Origin of the sequence: Luteibacter sp. OK325, assembly GCF_003050935.1 — a bacterium.
Classification (GTDB): Bacteria; Pseudomonadota; Gammaproteobacteria; order Xanthomonadales; family Rhodanobacteraceae; genus Luteibacter.
Genome location: NZ_QAOX01000014.1, coordinates 21,012 through 43,650 on the forward strand (window position 1 = coordinate 21,012; position 22,639 = coordinate 43,650).

The 22,639-nt window shown below is 64.8% G+C and carries 21 protein-coding genes; 7 read left to right on the top strand and 14 right to left on the bottom strand.

What is annotated here, in order from left to right:
- Positions 1-90 precede the first annotated feature (90 nt).
- Entirely contained in the window at positions 91-372 is a 282-nt protein-coding gene (locus C8J98_RS20945; protein ID WP_107915734.1) for a hypothetical protein, read from the bottom strand.
- Positions 373-1,611: 1,239 nt separating this feature from the next.
- Here C8J98_RS20945 and C8J98_RS20955 point away from each other — a divergent pair.
- From C8J98_RS20955 to C8J98_RS20965, 3 genes are all read left to right on the top strand, one after another.
- Positions 1,612-2,280 carry an HAD-IA family hydrolase gene (locus C8J98_RS20955; protein WP_107915738.1) on the top strand — a complete coding sequence of 223 codons (669 nt, stop codon included), beginning with the start codon at positions 1,612-1,614 and terminating at the stop codon, positions 2,278-2,280.
- Positions 2,281-2,363: 83 nt separating this feature from the next.
- Positions 2,364-2,900, top strand: a complete 537-nt coding sequence (locus tag C8J98_RS20960) for a lipocalin family protein (RefSeq protein WP_107915740.1) — start codon at positions 2,364-2,366, stop codon at positions 2,898-2,900.
- Positions 2,901-3,108: 208 nt separating this feature from the next.
- Positions 3,109-3,504, top strand: coding sequence for a YchJ family metal-binding protein (locus C8J98_RS20965; RefSeq protein ID WP_107915742.1), 396 nt, complete (start codon positions 3,109-3,111; stop codon positions 3,502-3,504).
- Between the two features lie 184 nt (positions 3,505-3,688).
- Here the strand turns inward: C8J98_RS20965 and C8J98_RS20970 are convergent, their stop codons facing one another.
- From C8J98_RS20970 to gltB, 4 genes are all read right to left on the bottom strand, one after another.
- Positions 3,689-4,483, bottom strand: a complete 795-nt coding sequence (locus C8J98_RS20970) for an SDR family oxidoreductase (RefSeq protein WP_107915744.1) — start codon at positions 4,481-4,483, stop codon at positions 3,689-3,691.
- A gap of 120 nt (positions 4,484-4,603) precedes the next feature.
- The gene (locus C8J98_RS20975; RefSeq protein ID WP_107915746.1) at positions 4,604-5,371 is read right to left on the bottom strand and encodes an NRDE family protein; all 768 of its coding nucleotides are present in this window, start codon (positions 5,369-5,371) and stop codon (positions 4,604-4,606) included.
- Between the two features lie 92 nt (positions 5,372-5,463).
- Complete coding sequence (locus C8J98_RS20980; RefSeq protein ID WP_107915748.1) at positions 5,464-6,900, bottom strand: glutamate synthase subunit beta; 1,437 nt, start codon at positions 6,898-6,900, stop codon at positions 5,464-5,466.
- Entirely contained in the window at positions 6,897-11,348 is a 4,452-nt protein-coding gene (gene gltB, locus C8J98_RS20985; protein WP_107915750.1) for a glutamate synthase large subunit, read from the bottom strand. Before gltB ends, C8J98_RS20980 begins: the two co-directional genes overlap by 4 nt.
- 368 nt (positions 11,349-11,716) lie before the next feature.
- Here gltB and C8J98_RS20995 point away from each other — a divergent pair, with 368 nt between their 5' ends.
- Positions 11,717-12,889, top strand: a complete 1,173-nt coding sequence (locus C8J98_RS20995) for a peptidoglycan DD-metalloendopeptidase family protein (RefSeq protein WP_107915752.1) — start codon at positions 11,717-11,719, stop codon at positions 12,887-12,889.
- 14 nt (positions 12,890-12,903) lie between these two features.
- A complete protein-coding gene (locus C8J98_RS21000) occupies positions 12,904-14,259 on the top strand; it encodes a S41 family peptidase (RefSeq protein WP_107915754.1) in 1,356 nt (451 codons plus the stop codon).
- 21 nt (positions 14,260-14,280) lie between these two features.
- On the opposite strand, the gene C8J98_RS21005 is transcribed toward C8J98_RS21000, so the two are convergent.
- The 5 genes from C8J98_RS21005 to C8J98_RS21025 all read right to left on the bottom strand — a co-directional run bounded on the left by C8J98_RS21005 (position 14,281) and on the right by C8J98_RS21025 (position 17,103).
- On the bottom strand, positions 14,281-14,913 hold the full coding sequence (locus tag C8J98_RS21005) for a hypothetical protein (RefSeq protein ID WP_107915756.1): 633 nt from the start codon (positions 14,911-14,913) through the stop codon (positions 14,281-14,283).
- Positions 14,914-14,917: 4 nt separating this feature from the next.
- The gene (tatC, locus tag C8J98_RS21010) at positions 14,918-15,676 is read right to left on the bottom strand and encodes a twin-arginine translocase subunit TatC (protein ID WP_107915758.1); all 759 of its coding nucleotides are present in this window, start codon (positions 15,674-15,676) and stop codon (positions 14,918-14,920) included.
- On the bottom strand, positions 15,663-16,076 hold the full coding sequence (tatB, locus tag C8J98_RS21015; protein WP_107915760.1) for a Sec-independent protein translocase protein TatB: 414 nt from the start codon (positions 16,074-16,076) through the stop codon (positions 15,663-15,665). Before tatB ends, tatC begins: the two co-directional genes overlap by 14 nt.
- Before the next feature lie 13 nt (positions 16,077-16,089).
- Positions 16,090-16,335, bottom strand: a complete 246-nt coding sequence (gene tatA, locus C8J98_RS21020; RefSeq protein ID WP_107915762.1) for a twin-arginine translocase TatA/TatE family subunit — start codon at positions 16,333-16,335, stop codon at positions 16,090-16,092.
- A 75-nt stretch (positions 16,336-16,410) separates the two neighbouring features.
- The gene (locus tag C8J98_RS21025) at positions 16,411-17,103 is read right to left on the bottom strand and encodes a lipid-binding SYLF domain-containing protein (protein WP_107915764.1); all 693 of its coding nucleotides are present in this window, start codon (positions 17,101-17,103) and stop codon (positions 16,411-16,413) included.
- Between the two features lie 87 nt (positions 17,104-17,190).
- Here C8J98_RS21025 and hemH point away from each other — a divergent pair, with 87 nt between their 5' ends.
- Together hemH and C8J98_RS21035 are read left to right on the top strand one after the other, a co-directional pair.
- Positions 17,191-18,312: a ferrochelatase gene (gene hemH, locus C8J98_RS21030; protein WP_107915766.1), complete on the top strand. Its 1,122-nt coding sequence runs from the start codon at positions 17,191-17,193 to the stop codon at positions 18,310-18,312.
- Positions 18,305-19,141, top strand: a complete 837-nt coding sequence (locus C8J98_RS21035; protein ID WP_107915769.1) for an alpha/beta hydrolase — start codon at positions 18,305-18,307, stop codon at positions 19,139-19,141. Before hemH ends, C8J98_RS21035 begins: the two co-directional genes overlap by 8 nt.
- Before the next feature lie 114 nt (positions 19,142-19,255).
- Here C8J98_RS21035 and cyoE read toward each other — a convergent pair whose 3' ends face one another.
- From cyoE to C8J98_RS21055, 4 genes are read right to left on the bottom strand one after another with little or no spacing between them, the layout of a single operon-like run.
- Positions 19,256-20,173 carry a heme o synthase gene (cyoE, locus tag C8J98_RS21040; protein WP_107915771.1) on the bottom strand — a complete coding sequence of 306 codons (918 nt, stop codon included), beginning with the start codon at positions 20,171-20,173 and terminating at the stop codon, positions 19,256-19,258.
- Entirely contained in the window at positions 20,170-21,321 is a 1,152-nt protein-coding gene (locus C8J98_RS21045) for a COX15/CtaA family protein (RefSeq protein ID WP_107915773.1), read from the bottom strand. Before C8J98_RS21045 ends, cyoE begins: the two co-directional genes overlap by 4 nt.
- Positions 21,321-21,887 (bottom strand): hypothetical protein, encoded by a 567-nt coding sequence (locus tag C8J98_RS21050; RefSeq protein ID WP_107915775.1) that lies wholly within the window; start codon positions 21,885-21,887, stop codon positions 21,321-21,323. Before C8J98_RS21050 ends, C8J98_RS21045 begins: the two co-directional genes overlap by 1 nt.
- A gap of 2 nt (positions 21,888-21,889) precedes the next feature.
- A complete protein-coding gene (locus C8J98_RS21055) occupies positions 21,890-22,615 on the bottom strand; it encodes an SURF1 family protein (protein ID WP_107915777.1) in 726 nt (241 codons plus the stop codon).
- Between the last annotated feature and the right edge of the window lie 24 nt (positions 22,616-22,639).

A 22,639-nucleotide genomic window follows, 5' to 3' on the forward strand; every position in this document is an offset into this window, starting at 1 on the left:
TTATCGGCCGATGGGCCGCAGGATTTAGCGCCTTCGGCTGACGGCCACGTCTGACCCTCGCCCGAAACCCAACCAGGCATGGCCGTTGGCTCACGTTCGCGGGACTGCCGCTCGTTCCCACGTCATCTGGGCGTGCGCCTCCGCCGTACGTTGCGCCGCGAGCCTCGTCAGAGAACCGATCGCCTCCAGAGCAAGCGCCATCCTGGGGCAGTCGACGGCGTCGGACTCATGGACGAATTCAGCGAGCAATTCGATGAGACCACGTGCGTACTGAAGCCACTGGTTCGCCTGATTGAGTAGATCGTGGGTGTCGGCCCGCCCACCGTCGCCGCCGAACTGGCAGCTAGTACAGCGTGTGTTGGAATCCGTCATCGGATTTGTCCTTGCCGGCCACCGCAACGCTACCCAAGGTGCGGCACGCCACGCAGAGCGCAACGTGCCGCGATCATACGGACTCGCGGTTTCCCGACGGTCGATGACCGGGCGCCGGATGGCGTGGTTTGATGAAGTGGATTGCGGCGTCAGCCCAGGCTGACCCACGCGGCTACGCGCCGGATGAGCCGACTGAGAAATCACTCATGAAAAGCGGCCGCCGCAGTCGTTCAACCGCGTCTGCGATGTAGGCAGACATCCCGGTTACCGTTGGGTGCAACGCCGAAGGGATTCGGCGGACGAGTCAGTGCCGTATGATGTGGCGCAGCCATACTAACTTCCTATCAGTTGGTTTGGTCAGTCGGCGGGAGGTGTGTCAGCACCTCTCGTCGACGCTTCTCACCGCATGTAGCGATGGTTGCCCGCGAGGCGTATTCGATCGACGACGCAGGCAACGACAAGACCGTAGCAAAACAACATTGAGTTGTCTGTAGGCGCCTTCGAAATTGTCTCCGGGACCGAGCGACCGGCTGAACAAGGCACGCAATGCATTGCCCACCGCAATCATCTCTCAGTCTTCAGCATGTCGTGATGACGTATATGCAGACGCGAGCTCCCTTGAGTAATTTCTCTACGGCAACGGCGCGCAGTAACAAGCGAGCGACGACATCGCGATGATGTCTTTCAAAAGATCGTAGTCTTCGTCGCTTTCAAAAAGCGCTTGTAACAACGCACGCCATCTCTGCGAAACACCGCCAAATTAACTCTGGCCGAAATCGTGCAAGAAGTTTTCGAGCGAACACTAGAATCCGCTCCCCACGACAAGCAGCACTGTCCTACAGATTACGGCTGCACACGCGGCACACGTATCCATCTCGCCCCATGGTGGCCACGCTGGCTTCGTAAGGGTAACAAGCGAAACCACGCTTCAATTTGATGACCTCGTGGGAAACAACCTAATGGAGTCACACAGAAATATACTGGTGAATGACCGCGTTAGCTTGCTTTTCATCATATCGGGGCGAGAAGAAACACTTCGTGCTCGTGGCCGTGCTCGCCTGCTTCATCTCTCGGGAGGATCGCACAGCACTGGAATCAGCGTGGAGATCGTAGTTGACCATTGGTACTACCACTGCGGACGCAGCTTTAGGCTCAGCGAGACGTGGAATAGCGACGAGATCATCGCGAACCAATCGATCGCTTTCTCTAAGCGACCTTCCTTGAAAGGAATCTGAATAATTGACCATTAAAGTAATCATTTTTGACTGCGACGGCACGCTCGTCGATAGCGAGGTATTGGCGAACGAAGTGCTTGTTGATTACCTCGCAGAGTGCGGCCACGTCATGACCGTCGAGATCGCCGTGAGAGCTTACACCGGCATAAAGATGGCTGAGTGCGTGGCAGATCTTGAACGTCGTTTTCGAACTCCCATGCCCGATCGCTTCATAGATGTTTACAGAGAGCGCATGACTTCGGCATTTGCCGATAGGCTCCGTCCTGTCAGGGGCGCGGACGCACTACTGAGCTCTCTTGAGCTTCCCGTATATATCGCGTCCAGCGGTCCACGCGAGAAGATTCAGAACAGTTTGAATGTGACCGGCTTGCAAGGTTACTTTTCAGGAAGGGATTCGATCTTCAGTGCGTACGAACTGGGGCATTGGAAACCCGACCCAGCCTTCTACCGCGCAGTGATCGATAGACTTGGGGTTCTGCCGACAGACGCCGTCGTGATCGAGGACAGCCTGCCGGGCATTCGTTCGGCATTAGGCGCAGGCGTTGTCACGATCGCCCTGGGACCGGGGGAGCGGCTTAGTGGTGAGCTCGCCGGTGCGATATACGCGGCGGACCTTCTCGAGGCGGGTGAGATAGTCCGTGGCCTGGTCGAGGAGCGCGAGCGCGTTCCCTGAATGCGCCAGGGAGTTCAGCGGTTTAGTTGTAGTTCACCGCCGCAGGGCATCGTAGGGAATCCGCTCCACAGGAATGCACCGCCATGCGCGATCTTTTCGTCGCCCTTTCTCTGGCCATGGCCACGTCCACCGCCGTCGCCACCGTTCCCCTTGCGCCCGTGCCCGACCTCGATCTGGCCCGGTACGCCGGCACCTGGCACGAAATCGCCCGCCTGCCGATGTGGTTCCAGCGCAAGTGCGCCAGCGGTGTCACCGCCCATTACGAGCCGAAGCCGGACGGCACGGTCGCCGTACACAACGCCTGCGTCACGGCCGAGGGGAAGACCATCGCCAGTGATGGCGTGGCGCGCCGGCCGGATAATTTCGCCCGCGGCAAGCTGGAAGTGCGCTTCGCGCCGGCATGGCTGTCGTGGCTGCCGCTGGTCTGGGCGGATTACTGGGTGCTCGCCCTGGATGACGACTACCAATGGGCTCTCGTCGGCCAGCCTGGCCGGAAGTACCTGTGGATCCTCGCGCGCGAGCCGTCGATGGATCGGGCGATCTTCGAGTCGCTCAAGAAGACGGCCACGACCATGGGCTATGACCTGGCACCGCTTATTGTTTCGGGGAAGGTGGAGTAGGCAAGTCGGCGTTCCAGTGCTGTTAGGAACCATCTGGACGACCAGCAGCTTCGGCCACGTCAGTTTTGAATGTGCCTATCTTCAAGACCGCGCTTCCATCATCAGCATAGATCAGCGATGCGCGGTCGCCGGGCGCGCGCCAGACGCCCGTGGAGTGATCACGATGTTGGGCTAGGATACGTCCTTCGCCTCGCTCACCGCTGTCCCCATGTCGACTTCACCGAACGCGCCTTGCCCTTGTGGCTCCGGCAAGACCTTGACGAACTGCTGTGGCTCCTCGCATGCCGGCGAAGCGGCGCCGACAGCCGAAGCGCTGATGCGCTCCCGCTACTGCGCCTACGTTCTCGGCCTCGAGGACTACCTGCTGGCGACATGGCACGAAAGCACGCGGCCAGCATCGCTCGGTTTAGCGATGCAGTCGCCGAAACCAACCTGGCTGGGCCTCAGCATAAAACGCTACGAAACCCCGACGGCGGACACGGCGATCGTGGAGTTCGTGGCGCGGTTACGTATGGGTGGCGGAAGTGCGGAGCGCATGCACGAGACCAGTCGTTTCGTGCGCGAAGGCGGCCGCTGGTTCTACGTTGACGGCACGCTCGACTGATCTTTCTTCCGGCGCATCCGGTACCAGCGCCCGAAGGACGGCATAAGGCAGGCGACAACGAACGCCGCGAGAGCACTGAACATTCCTTTGATCCCTGTGCGCCGACGCAGGGTCGGCTATGGCGGCAATCTAGGTGTCGCGTTCATTATTGTCAATCGCCGTCCCTGGCGATCGCCAAGCACGTTCAGATAATCGAGCGGGTCACGCCGCCGTCGACGCGGATCGCGGCGCCGGTGGTCCCCGAAGCCTGCTCCGACGCCAGGTAGACCGACACGTTAGCCACTTCCTCGACGCTCAGCAGGCGCTTGATCAACGACGTCGGGCGGTGGGTCTGGATGAAGTCACGCTCGACCTCTTCCAGCGACTTGCCCTGATCCTTCGCAATCTTGCCGAAAAACTCGCTGACGCCTTCGGAGAGGGTCGGTCCGGGGAGGATCGCATTCACGGTGACGCCGGTGCCCGACATGACTTCAGCCAGGCCACGCGAAACGCCGAGCTGAGCCGTCTTGGTCACGCCGTAATGGACCATCTCGGCCGGCACCTGGACCGCCGACTCGCTCGAGATGAACTGCACGCGACCCCAGCCGCGCTCGGCCATGCCCTTGGCGTAGTGACGCGACAGGCGCACGCCCGAGTTCACATTCACTTCGAAAAAGCGTGTCCACTCCGCGTCGTCGATGTCGAAGAAGCCCTTGGGCTCGAAGATGCCGAGGTTGTTGACCAGAATGTCCGTCTCCGGCACGGCCTTGATCAGAGTAGCCGCGCCTTCCGCCGTACCGAGGTCAGCGGCGACACCCTTGAGCTTCGCGTTGGGTACGTCCTTGCGGATGGTGGCAAGGGCTTCGTCCACGCGAGCCTGGGTACGACCGGTGACGACCACTTCGGCGCCGGCGGCGGCGAGACCAGTGGCGATGGCCAGGCCGATGCCGGCGGTCGAACCGCTGACGATGGCGCTGCGCTTGCTGAGATCGATGTTCATGGGAAAGCTCCTAAGGAGGGGGAATCGATGTCTGACCCCCTCATCGTCGGGGCTGGGCAGGCGGGGATCAATCGTCGTTCGGGCAAAAGACTCTCGCCGCCAGGCCAACAACCGGGCCGGTTACACGCCGGCGAGCTCGTAGCGGCTCTCGCCCTGCGGTACGCCGTGGGGTCCGAAGCGGCGCTCTGCGATCACCGCACGATCGTCGTGATCGACCAGGATGACGGTGCTGGCGCGGGTTCCGTAGGTCTCGCCGACGATGAAGGCACTGGAGAGGAAGCGCTCGCGCTCGATGCCGACACCTGTGTCGGGAAGCACATCGTCCGGCCACGCACCCTTGTCGGCAACCAGGTTGAACAGCGCATCTACATCGGTGTCCGTGTCATTGGCCACCCAGGCCGCGAGGTGCCCGACGAGTGCCCGCGTCTTCGGCCACGGCGCATTGAAATCCGCATTGCTCAGGCCGTGCACACCGGGCTCGACCCGCTGGGCGCGCGCATTCGGATGATTGCCCAGGTAATAGGCGTCGTCGTGGTCGAAGGTCAGCAGGTTGAAGGGCCGGTAGCCCTTCGCGCTCGACATCAGTTCGATCGCATGGGCGCGGGCGGGCACGTTGGAGCCGAGATAATCCGCGACCAGCAGACCTCGCGACAGGCCACTGTGATCCGCGGTCATGTCGCGCACGTTGGTGATCACGCTGACCCGGCCATGCGGCGCCACCCCGGCCCAGGTGCCGCCGGCTTCCAGGTCCCGGCCAGCAATCACGTCAGGCGCTTCGTCCCACGGAGCCAAGGCCGCGGTCGGACGCGCGTGGAACTCGTCGCGGTTACCGACGAGCACCAGCCGCCAGCGCGGGTGGACATGCCAGGCGAAGGCAATCAGGCACATGGGTGGGGAATGGCCCGGAGGAGCATCGGCCTATTGTGCCCTACCCGCTACCGCAAGGTTCTGCAGAAATGCCCCGAGATGGAGGCGGTCGGCTAGACCGCCACCTTCAAGGCAAGCTTCGAGTTCGCCAGCATGAGTGCGATGGACCCCGCCGCCTCGCGCCCGTCGTAGACGGCACGAACGACGAGATCGGCGCCGCGCACGTTGTCACCACCGGCGAAGATGCGCGGATTGCTGGTCTGCAAGGGTAAGCGCCCTTCGCCACCCGCCACGATGCGACCACTACGGTCGCGATCGACGTCGAAGGCGTCGCACCAGTCCGGCGGACTAGGCTGGAAACCGAATGCCTGGATGACTACGTCGGCACGCAGATCGGTTTCGCTGCCTTCCACGTTGTGCGGGCGCGGACGCCCGTCACCGTCATCGACAAGCTGGGTCTCGACGACGCGAACCGCAGTGACCTTGCCGCCTTCGCCGACCAGCGCGATGGGTTGCTGCTGGAACAGGAAGCGCACGCCTTCCTCCCGGCTGTAGCCGACCTCGCGCCGGGAACCGGGCATGCTCGCCTCATCGCGACGATAGACGCAGGTGACCGACGCGGCACCGAGGCGGATGGCCGTGCGGTTGCAGTCCATGCCGGTGTCGCCGCCACCGAGCACGACAACGTGCTTGCCAGCGAGGTCGTACGCCGCAGCGGGCTCCTCGTCGCGCAGCAAGCGTTCGACATTGGCAATGAGGAACGGCAACGCATCGTGCACGCCGCCGAGGTCGCGGCCTTCGAGCTGGCCGTCGACATAGGTATAGGCACCGGTACCAACGAACACGGCATCGTAGTCGGCGAGCAATTCGTCGAAAGCGATGTCGCGGCCGATCTCCACGCCGAGGTGGAAACGCACGCCCATGCCTTCGAGCACCATGCGTCGGGTGCGCACGACGGACTTGTCGAGCTTGAAAGGCGGGATGCCGAAGGTGAGCAGACCGCCGATCTCGTGCTGGCTGTCGTAAACATCCGCGGCGATGCCGGCACGGCGCAGGCGGTCCGCGCAGGACAGCCCGGCCGGACCTGCACCAACGATGGCGACACGCTGGCCGGTCTCACGCACGCGCGAGAGGTCGGGACGCCAGCCCTGGCGAATCGCTTCGTCCGTGACCCATTTTTCAACGCTACCGATCGTTACCGCACCGAAGTCACCCTGTTCCAGCGTGCAGGCACCTTCACAGAGACGGTCCTGCGGGCAGACACGACCACAGATCTCGGGTAGCGGATTGGTCTCGTGCATCAACGTGGCCGCTTCGAACAGGCGGCCGTCCTGCACCAGCTTCAGCCAGTTCGGAATGTAGTTGTGCACCGGGCAGGCGTGTTCGCAATACGGGTTGCCACAGTCGATGCAGCGTTCGGATTGGGATGCCGCCTCCGACGGCGCGAACTCGCCGGAGATTTCGCCGTAGCCGAGCACGCGTACCGCGACGGGCACGGTGCGCGGGGTCTGCCGGGGCACCTCGAGGAAACGGAAATCCTTGGCGCTCATGCGGCACTCCGCAGTTCTTCGGCCAGGGCATCGAGGCTGGCGGCTTTCGGTTTCACCAGCCAGAAACGCTGCAGCAGGCCGCGGAAATCGCCAAGCACCTTGCGGCCCCAGGCGGAGTCGGTGAGTTCAGCATGGCGGGCAATGAGCTGGCGCAGGTGCTGCATGTAATGTTCCATGCCTTCATGCGATATACGCACGATGTCGACGAGTTCGTGGTTGTAGCAATCGACGAAGTTGCGCTCGGTGTCGAGTACGTAGGCGAAGCCACCGGTCATGCCGGCACCGAAGTTGAGCCCGGTGCGACCCAGCACGGCGACGACGCCGCCGGTCATGTACTCGCAGCAGTGATCGCCCGCACCTTCGACGACAGCCAGCGCACCGGAGTTACGCACGGCGAAGCGTTCACCGGCCTGGCCCGCTGCGAACAGCTCGCCGCCCGTCGCGCCATACAGGCATGTATTGCCGATGATCGATGCCTCCTGGCTGGCGAACGGCGAATCCGCCGGCGGCCGGATGATAAGGCGACCACCGGCCATGCCCTTGCCGACGCCGTCGTTGGCTTCGCCAGTGAGGTCGATGTGTACGCCGGAAGCGTTCCAGGCACCGAGGCTCTGCCCGGCCGAACCGTTGAGCTGCAGGTGCACCGGCTTCTCGGCCATGCCGACATCGCCCCAGCGACGCGCGACGTCGCCGGACAGCCGTGCACCGATGGCGCGGTCCGTGTTCGCGATGTCATAGCGGAAGCTGCCGCCGAGTGCATCGGCGACAGCGGCACGCGTGTCCGCCGAGATACGGCTGGCCAGGGTGGCGGGATCGCGCATGGGATTGCGCGCGAGCGTGCAGGCGAAGTCGACCTTCTCGCCCATCCCGTCTTCGGCGATGAGCGGGGTGAGGTCGAGGCGATCCTGCACGGCGGTGACACCATCGCGCTGCTCGAGGCGACCGCTCTGGCCGACAAGTTCTTCGAGCGAACGCACGCCGAGGCGCGCGAGGTGGCGACGCACGTCTTCCGCGACAAAGCGGAAGTAGTTCATCACCATGTCCGGCAGGCCGAGGAAGTGCTTCTGGCGTAACACGGGGTGCTGGGTCGCGACACCGGTGGCGCAGTTGTTGAGGTGGCAGATACGCAGGTACTTGCAGCCCAGCGCGACCATCGGGCCGGTGCCGAAGCCGAAGCTCTCCGCACCGAGCATGGCCGCCTTGATCACGTCGAGGCCGGTCTTGAGGCCGCCGTCGGTCTGCAGGCGAACACGGCCGCGCAGGCCGTTGAGGCGCAGCGTCTGCTGCGTCTCGGCCAGACCAAGCTCCCATGGTGTGCCGGCGTACTTGATGGAGGTGAGCGGGCTCGCACCCGTACCGCCATCGTGGCCGGATACGGTGATCAGGTCTGCGCCTGCCTTCACCACGCCGGCCGCCACGGTACCGACACCCGCGTGCGAGACGAGCTTCACCGAGATGAGCGCCGTCGGATTCACTTCCTTGAGGTCGTGAATCAGCTGGGCGAGGTCTTCGATGGAATAGATGTCGTGATGCGGTGGCGGCGAGATCAAACCGATACCCGGTTTGGCATAGCGCAGCCGGGCAATCGTCGCGTCCACCTTATGCCCAGGCAGCTGGCCGCCCTCGCCCGGCTTGGCGCCCTGGGCGATCTTGATCTGCAACACCTCGGCGTTGACCAGGTAAGTCGGTGTGACGCCGAAGCGCCCCGAGGCGACCTGCTTGATCTTCGAGGCGCGGTCCGTACCGTAGCGCGCAGGATCCTCACCGCCCTCACCCGAATTACTGCGCGCACCGAGACGGTTCATGGCGATGGCCAGAGCTTCGTGCGCCTCCGGCGACAACGCGCCTAGCGACATGCCGGCCGAGTCGAAACGCTTCAGGATGCTCTCTACCGACTCGACCTCGTCGAGCGGTATCGGCGTGCCTTCACGCGGCACGAGCAGGTCGCGCAATGCCGATGGCGGCCGTGCATCCACGTAGTGCGCGTACTTGGCGTAGTCGTCCCAGTCACCCGTGCGCACCGCCACCTGCAGGCTGGCGATCACGTCGGGGTTGTACATATGGAACTCGCCACCGTGCACGTACTTGAACAGACCGCCCGCGCGCAGCGCTTGCGCTTCGTCCCACGCTTCGGCGGCAAGCAGGCGCTGTTCTTTCTCGAGGTCGTCGAAGGTCGAGCCGCCGATGCGCGAGGGCGTACCCGGGAAGCAGATATCCACGACGTCGCGCGAGAGGCCGACGATCTCGAACAGCTGCGCGCCGCGGTAGCCGGCGACGGTGGAGATACCCATCTTCGACAGGATCTTCAGCAGGCCCTTGCGGATGCCACGACGGTAGTTGCGACCGATCTCACGCGGTGCGCCTTCGCCGTTGCGGATGTGTCCGCTGCGGCCCATGTCGAACAGACTCTGGTAGGCCAGCCAGGGGTAGATCGCCGTGGCGCCGAAGCCGAGCAGGCAGGCAAAGTGGTGCGGATCGCGCGGCGTCGCCGTCTCGACCATGATGTTGCACTGACATCGCAGGCCCCGATCCACCAGGCGCGCATGCACGGCTCCGGTCGCCAGGAGCGAATGGATCGGTAGCAGGTCACGGCGGGGATAACGATCGCTCAGGAAGACGATCTTCACGCCGCCACGCACCGCTGCCTCGACGGCGTCGCAGATACGCAGCAGCGCCTGTTCCAGCGTCTCGTCGGCGCCGTACATGAGATCGAAACGCGGAGTGTCCGCATACTCGGCGTTCGCCAGGATCTGCCGAAGCTTGCGCTGCGAGAGGATCGGCGAATTGAGCAGGATCTGCTTCGCGTTCTCGGGACCGAGATCGAAGATGTTCCGCTCCTGGCCAATCTGCGTCACGAGCGACATCACCAGGCGCTCACGCAGCGGATCGATCGGCGGATTGGTGACCTGCGCGAAGCCCTGGCGGAAACGATCGAACAGCGGACGGATCTGTCGCGACAGCACGGCCATGGGCGTGTCGTCGCCCATGGATCCGGTGGCTTCCGCTTCGGTCTCGGCGAGCACCTTCAGTACCGACTCGCATTCTTCGCGCGAAAGGCCGAACAACTTCTGGTAGCGACGCAGTTCCTCGGCGGGCAATGGCTCCGCCGCGAGGCTCGGGTCGATGAGATCGGATTCGAGGTAGGTGACGCCGTCACGCAGCCAGTCACGGAAAGGCGCGCGCTTGCGATTGATCGCATCGATGTCGGCGTCGCGCAGCAGGCGGTGTTCGCGAAAATCCACGGCGATCATCTCGCCCGGTGCGAGACGGCCCTTGGCCACGATGCGTGCCGACGGCACGTCCCACAGGCCGGCTTCGGAAGCGACGATCAGGTGGTTGTCATCGGACAGCGCCCAGCGTGCCGGGCGCAGCCCGTTGCGATCGAGCGTGCAGGCGGCATAGCGACCATCGCACATCACCAGGCCAGCCGGACCGTCCCATGGCTCGCTGTGCAGCGCGTAGTACTCATAGAACGCGGCGAGATCCTCGTCGATGTTCTCGCGCGCCGAGTATGCCGGTGGCACGAGTACGCGCATGGCGGTAAGCAGGTCCATGCCGCCCATCAGGAGCACTTCAAGCGCGTTGTCGAGGCTCTCCGAGTCCGAGCCGCTCTGGCGAACCAGCGGACCGATGTCGGAGAGGTCGACCAACTCCGAGCGCATCACCGAGGTGCGGGCCTGCATCCACCGACGATTCGCCCGGATGGTGTTGATCTCGCCGTTATGCGCGAGCAGACGGAAGGGCTGGGCGAGACGCCACTGCGGCGAGGTATTGGTCGAGAAGCGCTGGTGGAAGACCACGGCGTCCGCGACGAGCGCTGGATGCTTCAGGTCGGGGTAGACATCGCGCAGGTGGCCGGGCGCGGCCATGGCCTTGTAGCCGACGACCTCGCCGGAGAGGGAGACGACGTAGAACTGTGGGTCGCCAGCGAGGGTGAGTTCCGCACGACGACGCGCATGGAACAGCCTGGCCTCGAATTGCGCGGGCGTGAGTTCGGCCGGGGCGTCGACGAAGATCTGTCGCACGCGCGGCATCGAGGATGCCGCCAGCGGTCCGCAGGCGGTGACATCGACGATGACGTCGCGCCAGCCGGCCACGTTGAGATTCACGGCGGCGAGTTCGCCTTCGAGGACGGTGGCGGCGCTATCGTCGCCTTCCGGATCGAGGAAGACGACGCCGGCGGCGAAGTGCGTGGCTAGCGAGATCCCGGATTCGCGCGCAAGCGCGCGCAGCCATTCGACCGGCCGCCTGATCAACACGCCACAACCATCGCCGCTGATGCCATCGGCGTTCACGCCGCCCCGGTGCGAAAGCTTGGCGAGTGCCGAGAAGGCGGTATCGACCAGTGCCGAACTGGCATGGCCGTCTATCTGCGCGACGATACCGAAGCCGCAGCTGTCGTGTTCGAACGCCTCGTCGTAGAGGCGCGGAGTGCCTTGCTTCACCATCCGCCTCCTGGGGCATAAGGTTGTGCTGGGAATCTGGCGAGCACGTGGCCCCGCGACCTGGAACGGTCGACCATCACGTGCACGCGAAGGGGCTTGCGGCCCACTTTAGTCATATTTGCCGCGCTGCGTCAAAGCGTTCGGACGTCCAAACGGAAAGAGAACGGAATTCTTACGTCGCGGATGCCGAGACCACTTGGTGGAAACGGGGTGGCGGGCGGGGTGGGGGCCATACCAGCGGGGGCGGCTTCGCTCCGGCCGGATCGCCGCTGAAGCGGCCCCCACACAAAGCCGTCGCCCCTGTGGGAGCCGCTTCAGCGGCGATGCCCGCCAACAGGCGGCCCAACCACCGGATAGGTAATAATCGCCCGATGCGCCCAATCTCCCGCCTCCCTCTCCTCCTGACCCTCGCCCTCCTCGCCACCGCCCCCTTCCCGCCCGCCTTCGCGGCGCAGGACGCCAAGGCGCGGTCCGAGCAGGACGACGCCCGGCAGAAGCTCGACGGCGTTCGCAAAGAGATCGAGGGGCTGACAAAGGAGCAGCGGGACACCGCCAACTCCCGCGACAGCGCGAACGCGGCCCTGGCCAGGCAGGCCGAACAGGTCTCGACGGCCGCGAAGGCCGTCCGCGAGACGGACGCCGATCTGGAAGCGCGCAAGCGCGACCTCGCGCAGCTGAACGAGCAACGGGCCGGGATGCAGGCCGGCCTCGATAAACAGAAGGGCGCACTGGGCGATCTGCTCCGCGCCACCTACACGCTCGGCCGCGGCTCCGACCTCCAGCTCCTTCTCGGCGACGAAGACGTCAACCGGATTTCCCGAGCGCTGGCCTACTCCCGTTACTTCCAGGAGAACCGGGTCGAGCGCATCCGCGGCCTGCTCGCGGATCTTTCCCGCCTGCAGGAGGTCGAATCCGCCATCACCGCCGAGCAGGACAAGCTCGAGGCGACCCGGGCCGAACGCGAGAAACGTACGGGCGAGCTGGAAAAACAGCGTAGCGAGCAGCAGAAACTGGTGGCCGAAGCGGACTCCAAATACAAGGACCAGGCCCAACGCATCGCCGCGCTCAAGCAGAACGAGCAGGACATGAACGCCCTGGTCGCCCGGCTGCAGAAGGTGATCGACGAGGCAGCCAAGGCCGCCGAACCCGCACCCGCGCCGAAGGGCACGCCACCCACGGCGCCCCTGGGCAACCTGCGCGGCAACCTGCCCTGGCCGGCCAACGGCCCGGTGCATACGTACGGCAGCGGCGTGATCATCGTCGCGGCGCGCGGCAGCGAAGTGAAAGCGGTTGCACGTGGCCGCGTCGTCTTCGCCAACTTTCTGCGCGGCTACGGCATGATGATCATCGTGAACCACGGTAACGGCTTCATGAGCATGTACGGCAACAACGAAACGCTGCTGCACGGCGTGGGCGACATGGTCGAGGCCGGCGAAACCGTCGGCACGGCCGCGGCGCCCGCCGGTGACAACGGCGCCTATTTCGAGCTGCGCCAGGGTGGCAAACCCATCGATGCGCGCGGCTGGCTCGGTAAACGGCATTGACCCCGGAGACAGGCATGCGCCAGCACCCCCTTCGCTTCGCACTCGCGCTGGCACTCGGCACGGTCGCGGCGGTTCCCACCGCCCAGGCCCAGCAAAAGCCGCTGAAGCAGCCCGATGCACCCGCCGCGTCGTCGACGTCAGCGGCGGCCATCGCCAGCAAGGCGGACGACACCGTCGACCTCGACGACATTCGCAATTTCACGCGGGTCTACCAGATCGTCCGCCAGGCCTATGTCGAGAAGCTCGACAACAAGACGATCATGAAGGCCGCCATCAGCGGCATGCTGCAGAACCTGGACCCGCACAGCGAATACCTGGACAAGGAAGGCCTCGACGAACTCGACGAAGACACCACCGGCCAGTACGGCGGCCTCGGTATCGAAGTGCTGCAGGTGGAAGGCTCACTGAAGATCGTCTCGCCGATCGACGACACACCGGCGTCTCGCGCGGGTATCAAGCCGGGCGACACGATCCTCAAGGTCGACGGCATGGTCGTCGACAGCCAGAACATCGACGAGGCCTTCAAGAAGCTTCGTGGCGACCCCGGCAGCAAGATCACCCTCACCATCCTGCACGAGAAGTCGGATAAGCCGATCGACATGCCGCTGGTGCGCGAGCGCATCGCCGTCACCAGCGTGAAGGTGCGCCAGCTCGATCCGGGCTACGTCTATATCCGCCTGAGCCAGTTCCAGGAGGACACGGCAACGGACATGGACAAGAAGCTCAGCGACTTCATCAAGAAGAACGGCGCGCCCAGGGGCGCCGTGCTCGACCTGCGCTCCAACCCCGGCGGCCTGCTCACCACAGCGGTTGCCGTGGCCGATGCCTTCCTCGATTCCGGCGTCATCGTCACGACGAAGGGCCGCCTGCAGGACGCCAACCTCAACTTCGATGCGCACCCCGGCGACCTGCTCAAGGGCGCACCGATGGTGATCCTCACCGACAACGGCACCGCCTCGGCCGCCGAGATCGTTTCAGGTGCGCTGAAAGACAACCATCGAGCACTGATCATGGGTCGCCGCACCTTCGGCAAGGGCGTCGTGCAGACCGTGCTGCCGCTGGACAAGGACCACGCGGTCAAGATCACCACGGCGCGTTACTACACGCCGAACGGTACGTCGATTCAGGCCGAAGGCATCAAGCCGGATATCTCGCTTGCCGATCTTGCGGTGAACAAGAGCGACACAGCACCGCAGCTGATTGGCTCGGAAGCTGACCTGCCGAATCACCTGGTCAACGAGAAGGCTGACAAGGACGACAAGAATGCGTCCGACGATGATGGCAAGCTGGCGATCGAGGATTACGCGTTGTCGCAGGCGTTGAATGTTCTTAAGGGGATGGCGCTGAATCGGCAGGCTGCGAACAAGTAGCGTCTCGTCGCTAAGCGACGATCACCAAAACTTCCACCATGGCCGATCCGCGCGGGCCTGCACCATGGCCCGCCGGACGCTCCACGGCAGCTCCGCCTTTCGGCCCGGCTTGAGCGCCTCGGCCGGTGTCCAACCGTCGAAAGCCGCCACGCCATATGCACTGGCGGGTAGCGCCTCGTCGAACGTAGTGACGCTATGCGCGAGCTCGGGCGGCAGGAAATAGAAGTGGTCGACATCGTCGCCTTCCGCATCGGCGCGATCCTGCAGGGCTTCGATACGGGCGTGGATGGCGTCGAAGGCGAGCGGGAGGCCGCCCTTGGAAGCAAGGTGACGCGTGTCGTCCTGCTGGCCATCGTGCTCGACACTCCAGCTGCGCAGTCCGTCCACATAGCACGCGGCCGTACTGACCAGCTGCTGGTCGTCCTGTTCACAGGTGACGACGGTGCAACCGCGTGACAGGGGCCGCAGCGATTCCTCGGCGATCAGCGGCGATGCGAAACGTGTCACCACGACAAACCAGCCGGACGGCAGGGTGATCGCAAAGCCGCGGCGCGGGTGCAATTCGGTGGATCCGTTGCGCACGAGATCCAGGGCACCTAGCACGGTGTCCGCGTCCTTGCCCCTTACCGCCAGCCAGCCGATCGACACGCCCATGGCATCACTCGCTTTCGGGTGGTTTCAGCAGGAAGCGCACCGACAGCAGGCCCACTTCGTAAAGCAGGCACATTGGCACGGCGAGCATCACCATGGACAACAAATCCGGCGGGGTGATGAAAGCGGAGATGGCGAAGGCGCCGACGATGGCGTAGCCACGGCCCTTGCTGAGCTTCTCGGCGTCGACGATGCCCATCGCAGCCAGGATCACCACGGCCACCGGCACTTCGAAGCAGAGTCCGAACGCGAAGAACATCAGCATGACGAAATCGAGGTAATGCGTGATGTCCGTCATCATCGCGACGCCTTCGGGCGTGACGGCGTTGAGGAATTTGAAGGCCGCCGGCATCACCACGAAATAGGCGAACGCGCAGCCGGAGTAGAACAGCACCAGCGAGGCGACCAGCAAGGGCCGCGCCAGGCGCTTCTCGTTCTTGTACAGGCCGGGACTGACGAAGGCCCAGAGCTGGTAGAGGATCATCGGCATGCTGATGAAAAGCGCGACGAAGAAGGCGAGCTTCAGCGGCGTAACGAACGGGCTGGCTACTTCGGTCGCGATCAGGTGCGCGCCCTGCGGCATGCGCTCCACCAGCGGCTTAGCCAGTTCGGCGTAGAGGTGGTTGGCGACGGGCACGAGGGCCAGCAGCACCAGCAGCAGGACGACTACGGCGCGAAGGAGCCGGGTGCGCAGTTCGATCAGGTGGGAAAACAGGCCCTCTTCGATCGCGTCGTCGGCGGACGGATCGGGGTCAGCTGCGGTCATGCGGTTCATCCGTGGGCGGCGGGGTCACGCCGTGGGCCAGCGGCAGCATGTCGCGTGCCGGGTCGGGCTCACGGCCCTCGATACGAGCCGTCTGCGTTTCGGTAAAGGTGTCGCGGACGCGATCGCCGGTGTCCCGGATGTCCTGGCCGGCACCACGGATCTCAGCGCGGACGCTGTCGTGGGCGGAGCGGGCGGTTTCGGCCGTCTCGCGGAGCGTGCGCTTGATTTCCTCGGCCTGGATCTCGCGTTCGACCTCGGCCTTCACGTTGTCCCAGCCGTTGCGCATGCGCCGGATCAGGAGCCCGGCGGTACGGGCGGCGTGCGGAAGCTTCTCGGGGCCGAGAACGATGAGCGCCACCACCGCGAGCAGCAGCAATTTACCAAAGCTGATCTCGATCATGGCGCCGCCAGGATCACGGAGCGCGGTCGCGCGGCTCGGTGGATTCGGTATGGGTCGGCGGCACCTGGCCCGTCACCGGGGGATCGGCGCGCAGCTTCTCTTCGCGGTCACGGGCGGCCTTGGCCTCCTCGTCGCCGTCCATTCCTTTCTTGAAGTCGCGCATGGCACCGCCCAGATCCGAGCCGATGTTGCGCAGCTTCTTCGTGCCGAAGATCAGCACGACGACGAGCAGCAGGAGGACGATATGGGTAATGCTCATGAAAAACCTCGCAGGCGCCCGCCAGGGCACCGATGGGACGGACCGGCGCCCTACATGACGCCGGATGGTTCAGATTCAGCGGTTAGTGTACTCCTCCAGCGTGTCACGGAAATTGACGACATAGGCTGGAGCGTTAGTTATACCGCCTGTCTCGAAGATACGGCGGGGTGTGATGCCCGGGCCGTAAACCTGCTTGTTGGTGTCGTCATCGATGCTGAAATGGGTGCCATCGAGTGCCACGCCGGCAAACAGGCCCCGCGCGCGCGAATAGGTATAAATCTCGGCCTTCAGCTGGCCGTCGGTGGCCGCCGTGGCTGAGCGGCCCACCGGGCCGGCGGCGGCGGAGGCGTTGGCGCCCAGCGTGAACTTGCCGTCAATGATGCCCTGCACGCCCCGATCGGTACGGAAAACCAGGATCACGTCGGCTGATTGGATACCGATCTGGAAGCCTACGCCGGCACCCGCCATGGAGATGAAGTTGGGATTGGACCAGGTGCCGTCGGGACTCTTGATCGAGATCAGGCCTTCGCCCTTAGCCCCCGAGAAGACGAAGCCGCCCTTGACCATGTCGGGAAGGACGGCGATCGCCCGCGCGTTCTTAAGGAGGTCGGCCGGGAGCTGCTTGTCCGGCGCGTCGTCCATGATTTCCTTGAGCACGCGCACCGCGTTTTCTGCCTGCTCCTTCGGCGGGTCCGCGGCCTGGACCGCCGACACGGGCAGCAAGGCAAGAAGTCCGAGAACAAGCAGGCGGGAAAGACGTGGGGTCATCGCGTGGCTCCTTTCATACACATGGCGGCTTCGGCGTTACACCGCGCTATGGCAGACTGCGGGAATTCCCGCGAGTGCCCGACGCCGATGCCAGGTACGCCAAACTATACCGGCCTTGCCGGGTATTCCCACGACACCCTGCCCCAGGTCGGTGTGCTGCTGGTTAATCTCGGTACACCTGAAGCGCCCACCGCCGCCGCCGTGCGGCCCTACCTGGCCGAGTTCCTCGGCGACCCGCGTGTCATCGAATACCCACGCCTGCTCTGGCTGGCGATCCTGCACGGCGTCATCCTGCGCGTCCGGCCCAAGCGCTCTGCGCACGCCTACGCGCGCATCTGGACGGAACAGGGCTCACCGCTACGGGTCGGCAGCGAAGCGCTTGCCGCCGCCCTGCAGGCCGAACTGGGCCGACGTCGCCCCGGCCCGATCCGCGTCGCGCTTGCCATGCGCTACGGTCGGCCGGCCGTCGCCGAGACGATCGCACAGCTCCAACGCGAAGGCGTTCGCCGCCTGCTCGTGCTGCCGCTCTACCCGCAGTACTCGGCCACCTCGACCGGCAGTGTCTTCGATGCCGTGGCGGACGCGATCAAGAGCCTGCGCTGGCCGCCGGAGCTGCGCCAGATCAACGACTACCACGCGGAACCCGGCTATATCGCCGCGCTCGCCGACAGCGTGCGCGCCCACTGGAATAGCCACGGCCGTGGCGAGAAACTGCTCATGAGCTTCCACGGCATTCCCGAGCGTTACGTGCGTAACGGCGACCCTTATTTCTGCCAGTGCCACGCTACCGCGCGCCTGCTGCGTGAAGCACTGGGGTTGTCCGAGGATGAGGCTCCGATCAGTTTCCAGTCGCGCGTGGGTCGCGAGCGCTGGCTGCATCCGTATACCGATGAGACCGTAAAAGTGTTCGGCAACAATGGGATCAAGCGAATCGACGTGATCAGCCCCGGCTTCGCCGTGGATTGCCTGGAGACGCTCGAGGAGATCGCCATGCAGAACGCCGACTTCTTCAAGGAAGCCGGCGGCGAGACGTTGAACTACATTCCCTGCCTCAATGCGACGCCTGCGCATGTCGGGACGATTGCCGATCTCGTGTTGCGCCATACCCAGGGCTGGCCGGAGTTCGCCGCGGATTACGACGCAGCCGAGGCAGCTCGGCGCCTTGCCGCCAGCCGCGAACGCGCCCGACAGGTACGTGACGATGCGTGAGTTGCGGATTTCCATTCCGGGACTGGAGCTATCCGGCCTGACCTGGGGTGAACCGGATGCACCGCCGCTGCTACTCATCCACGGCTGGCTCGACAACGCGGCGAGCTTCGCGCTGCTGGCTCCGCTGCTGGCAGAGCGCTTCCATGTCATCGCACTGGACTTGCCCGGCCACGGCCATTCCGACCACCTGCCGGCGGGTACGATTTACCAGCATGTCGACTACACCCGCGCCGTCCTGGCAGTGGTGGATTCGCTCGCCCTGCCCCGCTTCCACCTGCTCGGCCATTCGCTCGGTGCAGGCGTGGCAACCATGGTCGCGATCGCCGCACCGGAACGCATTCGCGCGCTAGCGCTGATCGAGGGTCTAGGGCCGCTCGGCGACGACGGCTCGCGCACGCTCGATCGTTTCCGCGACGCGCTGGCGATCAAGGACGACGGCAACCGGCCTCTGCGCGTCTTCCCGTCGATCGACGATGCTGCCCGCGCGCGCGCGCTGGCGAGCGGCCTGGATAGCTCGCTTGCCCGGCACATCGTCGAACGCGGGTTGCGCGAGGTAGAGGGCGGGTACAGCTGGCGCAGCGATCCGCGCCTGTCGAAGCCGACGGCCATTCGCCTCGCCGAGACGCAGGTGATGTCGCTACTGCTCGGTCTTGCAGCGCCGACATCGCTGTTACTGGCGCGGCCGCATCCGCCGTATCTGGAGCCCGAGGCGCTGCAGGTGAGGATCGACTGCGTCGACGACATCACCGTGACGCGGATGGAGGGGGGGCATCATTTGCATCTGGAGCATCCGGGAGCTGTCGCCGGTTGGCTGCGTAGCGCGCTGTAGCTTTCGCCGATGAATCGGCTCCTACACAGGGCCTTTGAGGCATCGCCGCTGAAGCGGCTCCCACATGTCTGCCGTGCCGTTTGTGGGAGCCGATTCATCGGCGATGCTCTTCGGTCAGACCACAGGATCCAGCCTAAACGCCGGCTGCACCATCGGATCCACCAGCCAGTGATCCGCCAGCAGGAAGGCGAACAACACCATCAGGTACACGATGGAATAGTTGAACATCTTCATCGCGAACAACTCATCCGGCGGGTTGAGCATGCGGATGGCGTACCAGAGGAAACCCGCGCCAAGGACCACCGCGCCGAACAGGTAAATCAGCCCGCTCATGCCGGTGAAGAACGGCAGCAGGGTTACCACGCAAAGCAAAATCGTATAGAACAGGATGTGCCAGCGCGTGTAGACCACGCCATGGGTCACCGGCAGCATCGGCACCTGCGCGCGCGAGTAGTCGTCGACACGGAAGATCGCCAGCGCCCAGAAGTGCGGCGGCGTCCAGACAAAGATGATCAGCAGCAGCTGCAACGCATACGGATGCAGCGAACCGGTCACCGCCGTCCAGCCCAGCATGGGCGGCGCCGCACCAGCGAGGCCACCAATCACGATGTTCTGCGGCGTCGCGCGCTTCAGGTACGCCGTATAAATCACCGCGTAACCGATCAGCGAGAAGAACGTCAGCACCGCGGTGAGCATGTTTACCAGGAACACGAGCACCAGCATCGACGCAATTCCAAGCGACATCGCGAAGATGAACACCTGCATCGGCGTGAGTTGACCCGTGGCCAGCGGACGATGCGACGTGCGCGCCATCAGCTTGTCGATGCGCTGGTCGATGAGGTGGTTGAACGCCGCCGCGGAAGCTGACGCCAGCCAGATACCAAGCGTACCGAAGACGGCCGCGTGCCAGGTTGGCAGCACACGCTGGCCGGAGGCATCCACGGCGAGGAACATGCCGATAACCGCGCAGAAGACCAGCAGCGCGACGACGCGCGGCTTGGTCAGTTCATAGTATTGGCCGAGGTTGCTCACAGTGACTCCGTCGTCGCAGGCAGGCGCTGCGTGCTGGCCAGGGCCGCGAGCAGGGTGAAGAGAAGCAGCGCGGCCACGCCATTGTGCGCCGTCGCCACCGGCAGCGGCAGGCCGAGGTGCACATTGCCGATGCCAAGAAGTACCTGAGCGATCAGGACGACGCCGATGGCGACGCCAATCCTGCGAAGCCCCGCGCGTGCCAGCCTGTGCGACAGCCAGGCGAGATAGCAGAACGTGACCAGGGCACCGATGCGATGGGCGAGCTGGATCGAACTGCGCGCGGCCATGTCGAGCACGCCGCCTTCATAGTTAACGCCGATGCCGCGCCAGAGCACGAAAGCCTGGGGGAAATCGGTCTGTGGCCACCATTGGCCAAGGCACTTCGGGAAATCCGTGCCGCAGGCGAGGGCCGCGTAATTCGAGCTCGTCCATCCACCCAGGGCGATCTGGCACACCAGCACGACGATACCGATGACGACCGGCGTACGCAGGGCCGCGAAGCGATCGTCCAGCGTACCCACGCGCCACCAGCGCAGCGCCGCCCACGCAAGCAAGGCGAACGTGGCCAGGCCGCCAAGCAGGTGGCCCATCACCACGATCGGCTTCAGCAACAGGGTCACTGTCCACATGCCGAGCATGGCCTGGAAGATGATCACCGCCAGCGCCGCGACACCGATTTTCCACGCGCCCGGCCGGTCGAGCATTGCCGCGGCGATCAGCGGCAAGGCGATCGCGAAGGCGGAAAGGCATGAGGAGACGACATGCTCGCCGCGCATGTACATCACCACGCCGACCACCGCGAACGCGGCAGCGAGCAGTACGGCAATCACCGCCACACGCCGGCGCCAGGCCGAGATCAGTGCGATCGCCAGGACCATGAAGCCGAGGCCGCCGGCGAGGAAGCGATGCACCTGCTCGCGCCAGGCCTTGTGCGTCTCGTAGGGGCGATCCGGGAACGCCTGGTTCGCCTGCGCGATGTCCTGCGCATGTCCGGGCCACGAGGCCTTGCCGTAACAGGTGGGCCAATCCGGGCAGGAAAGGCCGGCGTTGGAAAGGCGAACGAAGGCACCGAACATCACGATGCAGAAGGCGAACAGTGCGGCGAGAAGCGCGAGCGTGCGCAGGATTTTCACGGTACGCGGTGGCATCAGCGGATCACCTTCTGCATGTCCTTGCGCAGTCCGCTCGGGTCGAAACCGGCGGGATAGTAGGACAGCGCGGTCCCGTTGGACTCGACGAGGACGGCAGACACGCTGTCCGGCTCGGTCGGACGGAACTCGCCGAACGCGTCGGCGGCGTCGCTGCCTATTTTCCAGGAGGGCATCACACCGTCGGCACCCGGCGCAGTCGGCGGCGTTCCGAGATAGAGCAGGCGCAGGCGATCCGCATTGGCGTTGAGCACGATGCGCGCGTTACGCATCAGTGCCAGCGTCATCAGGCAATGGTCGGCACAGCCCGGGCCCGGCAGGGCAATGAGGGTCAGGCGCGGCTCGCTGTCACGCCACACCCAGGGCTTGCCGTCCACATCGACGCGCACGTCGTTGACGCTACGTTGGGGCACGATCGGCCGGCCATTGCCCTTGCCCTCGGGCTGCCATCCGCTGAGGGTAAGCAAACCCGCGGCGATGATCGGCGCGAGGAACACCAGCATGATCAGGATCAGCTTGAGGCGGCTGCTACGGAGGTTCTTGGTGGAGACGTTCGGATCGGTCATGGTTACTCGGGCCGCTTCGGGCGTCGCTGGCGATGCAGAAGGACGAAGATCACCACTGCGGCAAGCGCAAAGGTGAACCACTGGAAGGCGTAGGCGCGGTGCCGCGCCGGGGGCATGAAACCGGGCGTCCACTCACGCGTGTAGATGCTGGCCGGATCGGCATCGAGCAGCAACACGCGAGGATACAGCGCACGGCCGACATCGGCGCCGATCTCCTTGAGGTCGACATAGACCATGGACTTCTCCGCACCGTGCTGTTCCGGCAGGCGGTTGCCGCCGAGGCGGACACCAACACCCGGCGACGGCACGTACAAACCACGGATGCTCGTCTCGCCCTTCGGAAGCGGCGGCAGGCGCGGGTTGGCGCCCGATTCCTTGGCCAGGAAACCGAGGTCCACCAGCACGTAGGGAACCAGTCCGTGCGGCGAGAACGGCACGTAGACGTGGATACCGACCTGTCCCGCGTGGGTCTGGTCGTCGAGGATATAGGTGTGCCCGGGCACGAACTGGCCACGCAGGGCCACGCGGGGGTAGCGATCCACTGGTGGCGCTTCAGCGATCATGCCGAAGTCCTCCACCGCCGCGGCGGCGGATGCGGCGTAGCGCCGCAGCAACTCGTCCTTCTCGTCGGCGCGGTCCAGCTGCCAGACACCCAGGCGCGCGAAGGCCAGCACGCCCACCACGGTGAGTGCGACAGCGAACCACGTCGGACGACGCAAGAAGCTCATGCCAGACGCCCCACGGCCACCGCT

Coding starts and splice junctions, on each gene's coding strand:
- C8J98_RS20945 (WP_107915734.1), bottom strand. CDS start 372: ATGACGGATTCCAACACACGCTGTACTAGCTGCCAGTTCGGCGGCGAC.
- C8J98_RS20960 (WP_107915740.1), top strand. CDS start 2,364: ATGCGCGATCTTTTCGTCGCCCTTTCTCTGGCCATGGCCACGTCCACC.
- C8J98_RS20965 (WP_107915742.1), top strand. CDS start 3,109: ATGTCGACTTCACCGAACGCGCCTTGCCCTTGTGGCTCCGGCAAGACC.
- C8J98_RS20970 (WP_107915744.1), bottom strand. CDS start 4,483: ATGAACATCGATCTCAGCAAGCGCAGCGCCATCGTCAGCGGTTCGACC.
- C8J98_RS20975 (WP_107915746.1), bottom strand. CDS start 5,371: ATGTGCCTGATTGCCTTCGCCTGGCATGTCCACCCGCGCTGGCGGCTG.
- C8J98_RS20980 (WP_107915748.1), bottom strand. CDS start 6,900: ATGAGCGCCAAGGATTTCCGTTTCCTCGAGGTGCCCCGGCAGACCCCG.
- gltB (WP_107915750.1), bottom strand. CDS start 11,348: ATGGTGAAGCAAGGCACTCCGCGCCTCTACGACGAGGCGTTCGAACAC.
- C8J98_RS20995 (WP_107915752.1), top strand. CDS start 11,717: ATGCGCCCAATCTCCCGCCTCCCTCTCCTCCTGACCCTCGCCCTCCTC.
- C8J98_RS21000 (WP_107915754.1), top strand. CDS start 12,904: ATGCGCCAGCACCCCCTTCGCTTCGCACTCGCGCTGGCACTCGGCACG.
- C8J98_RS21005 (WP_107915756.1), bottom strand. CDS start 14,913: ATGGGCGTGTCGATCGGCTGGCTGGCGGTAAGGGGCAAGGACGCGGAC.
- tatC (WP_107915758.1), bottom strand. CDS start 15,676: ATGACCGCAGCTGACCCCGATCCGTCCGCCGACGACGCGATCGAAGAG.
- tatB (WP_107915760.1), bottom strand. CDS start 16,076: ATGATCGAGATCAGCTTTGGTAAATTGCTGCTGCTCGCGGTGGTGGCG.
- tatA (WP_107915762.1), bottom strand. CDS start 16,335: ATGAGCATTACCCATATCGTCCTCCTGCTGCTCGTCGTCGTGCTGATC.
- C8J98_RS21025 (WP_107915764.1), bottom strand. CDS start 17,103: ATGACCCCACGTCTTTCCCGCCTGCTTGTTCTCGGACTTCTTGCCTTG.
- hemH (WP_107915766.1), top strand. CDS start 17,191: ATGCCAGGTACGCCAAACTATACCGGCCTTGCCGGGTATTCCCACGAC.
- C8J98_RS21035 (WP_107915769.1), top strand. CDS start 18,305: ATGCGTGAGTTGCGGATTTCCATTCCGGGACTGGAGCTATCCGGCCTG.
- C8J98_RS21045 (WP_107915773.1), bottom strand. CDS start 21,321: ATGCCACCGCGTACCGTGAAAATCCTGCGCACGCTCGCGCTTCTCGCC.
- C8J98_RS21050 (WP_107915775.1), bottom strand. CDS start 21,887: ATGACCGATCCGAACGTCTCCACCAAGAACCTCCGTAGCAGCCGCCTC.
- C8J98_RS21055 (WP_107915777.1), bottom strand. CDS start 22,615: ATGAGCTTCTTGCGTCGTCCGACGTGGTTCGCTGTCGCACTCACCGTG.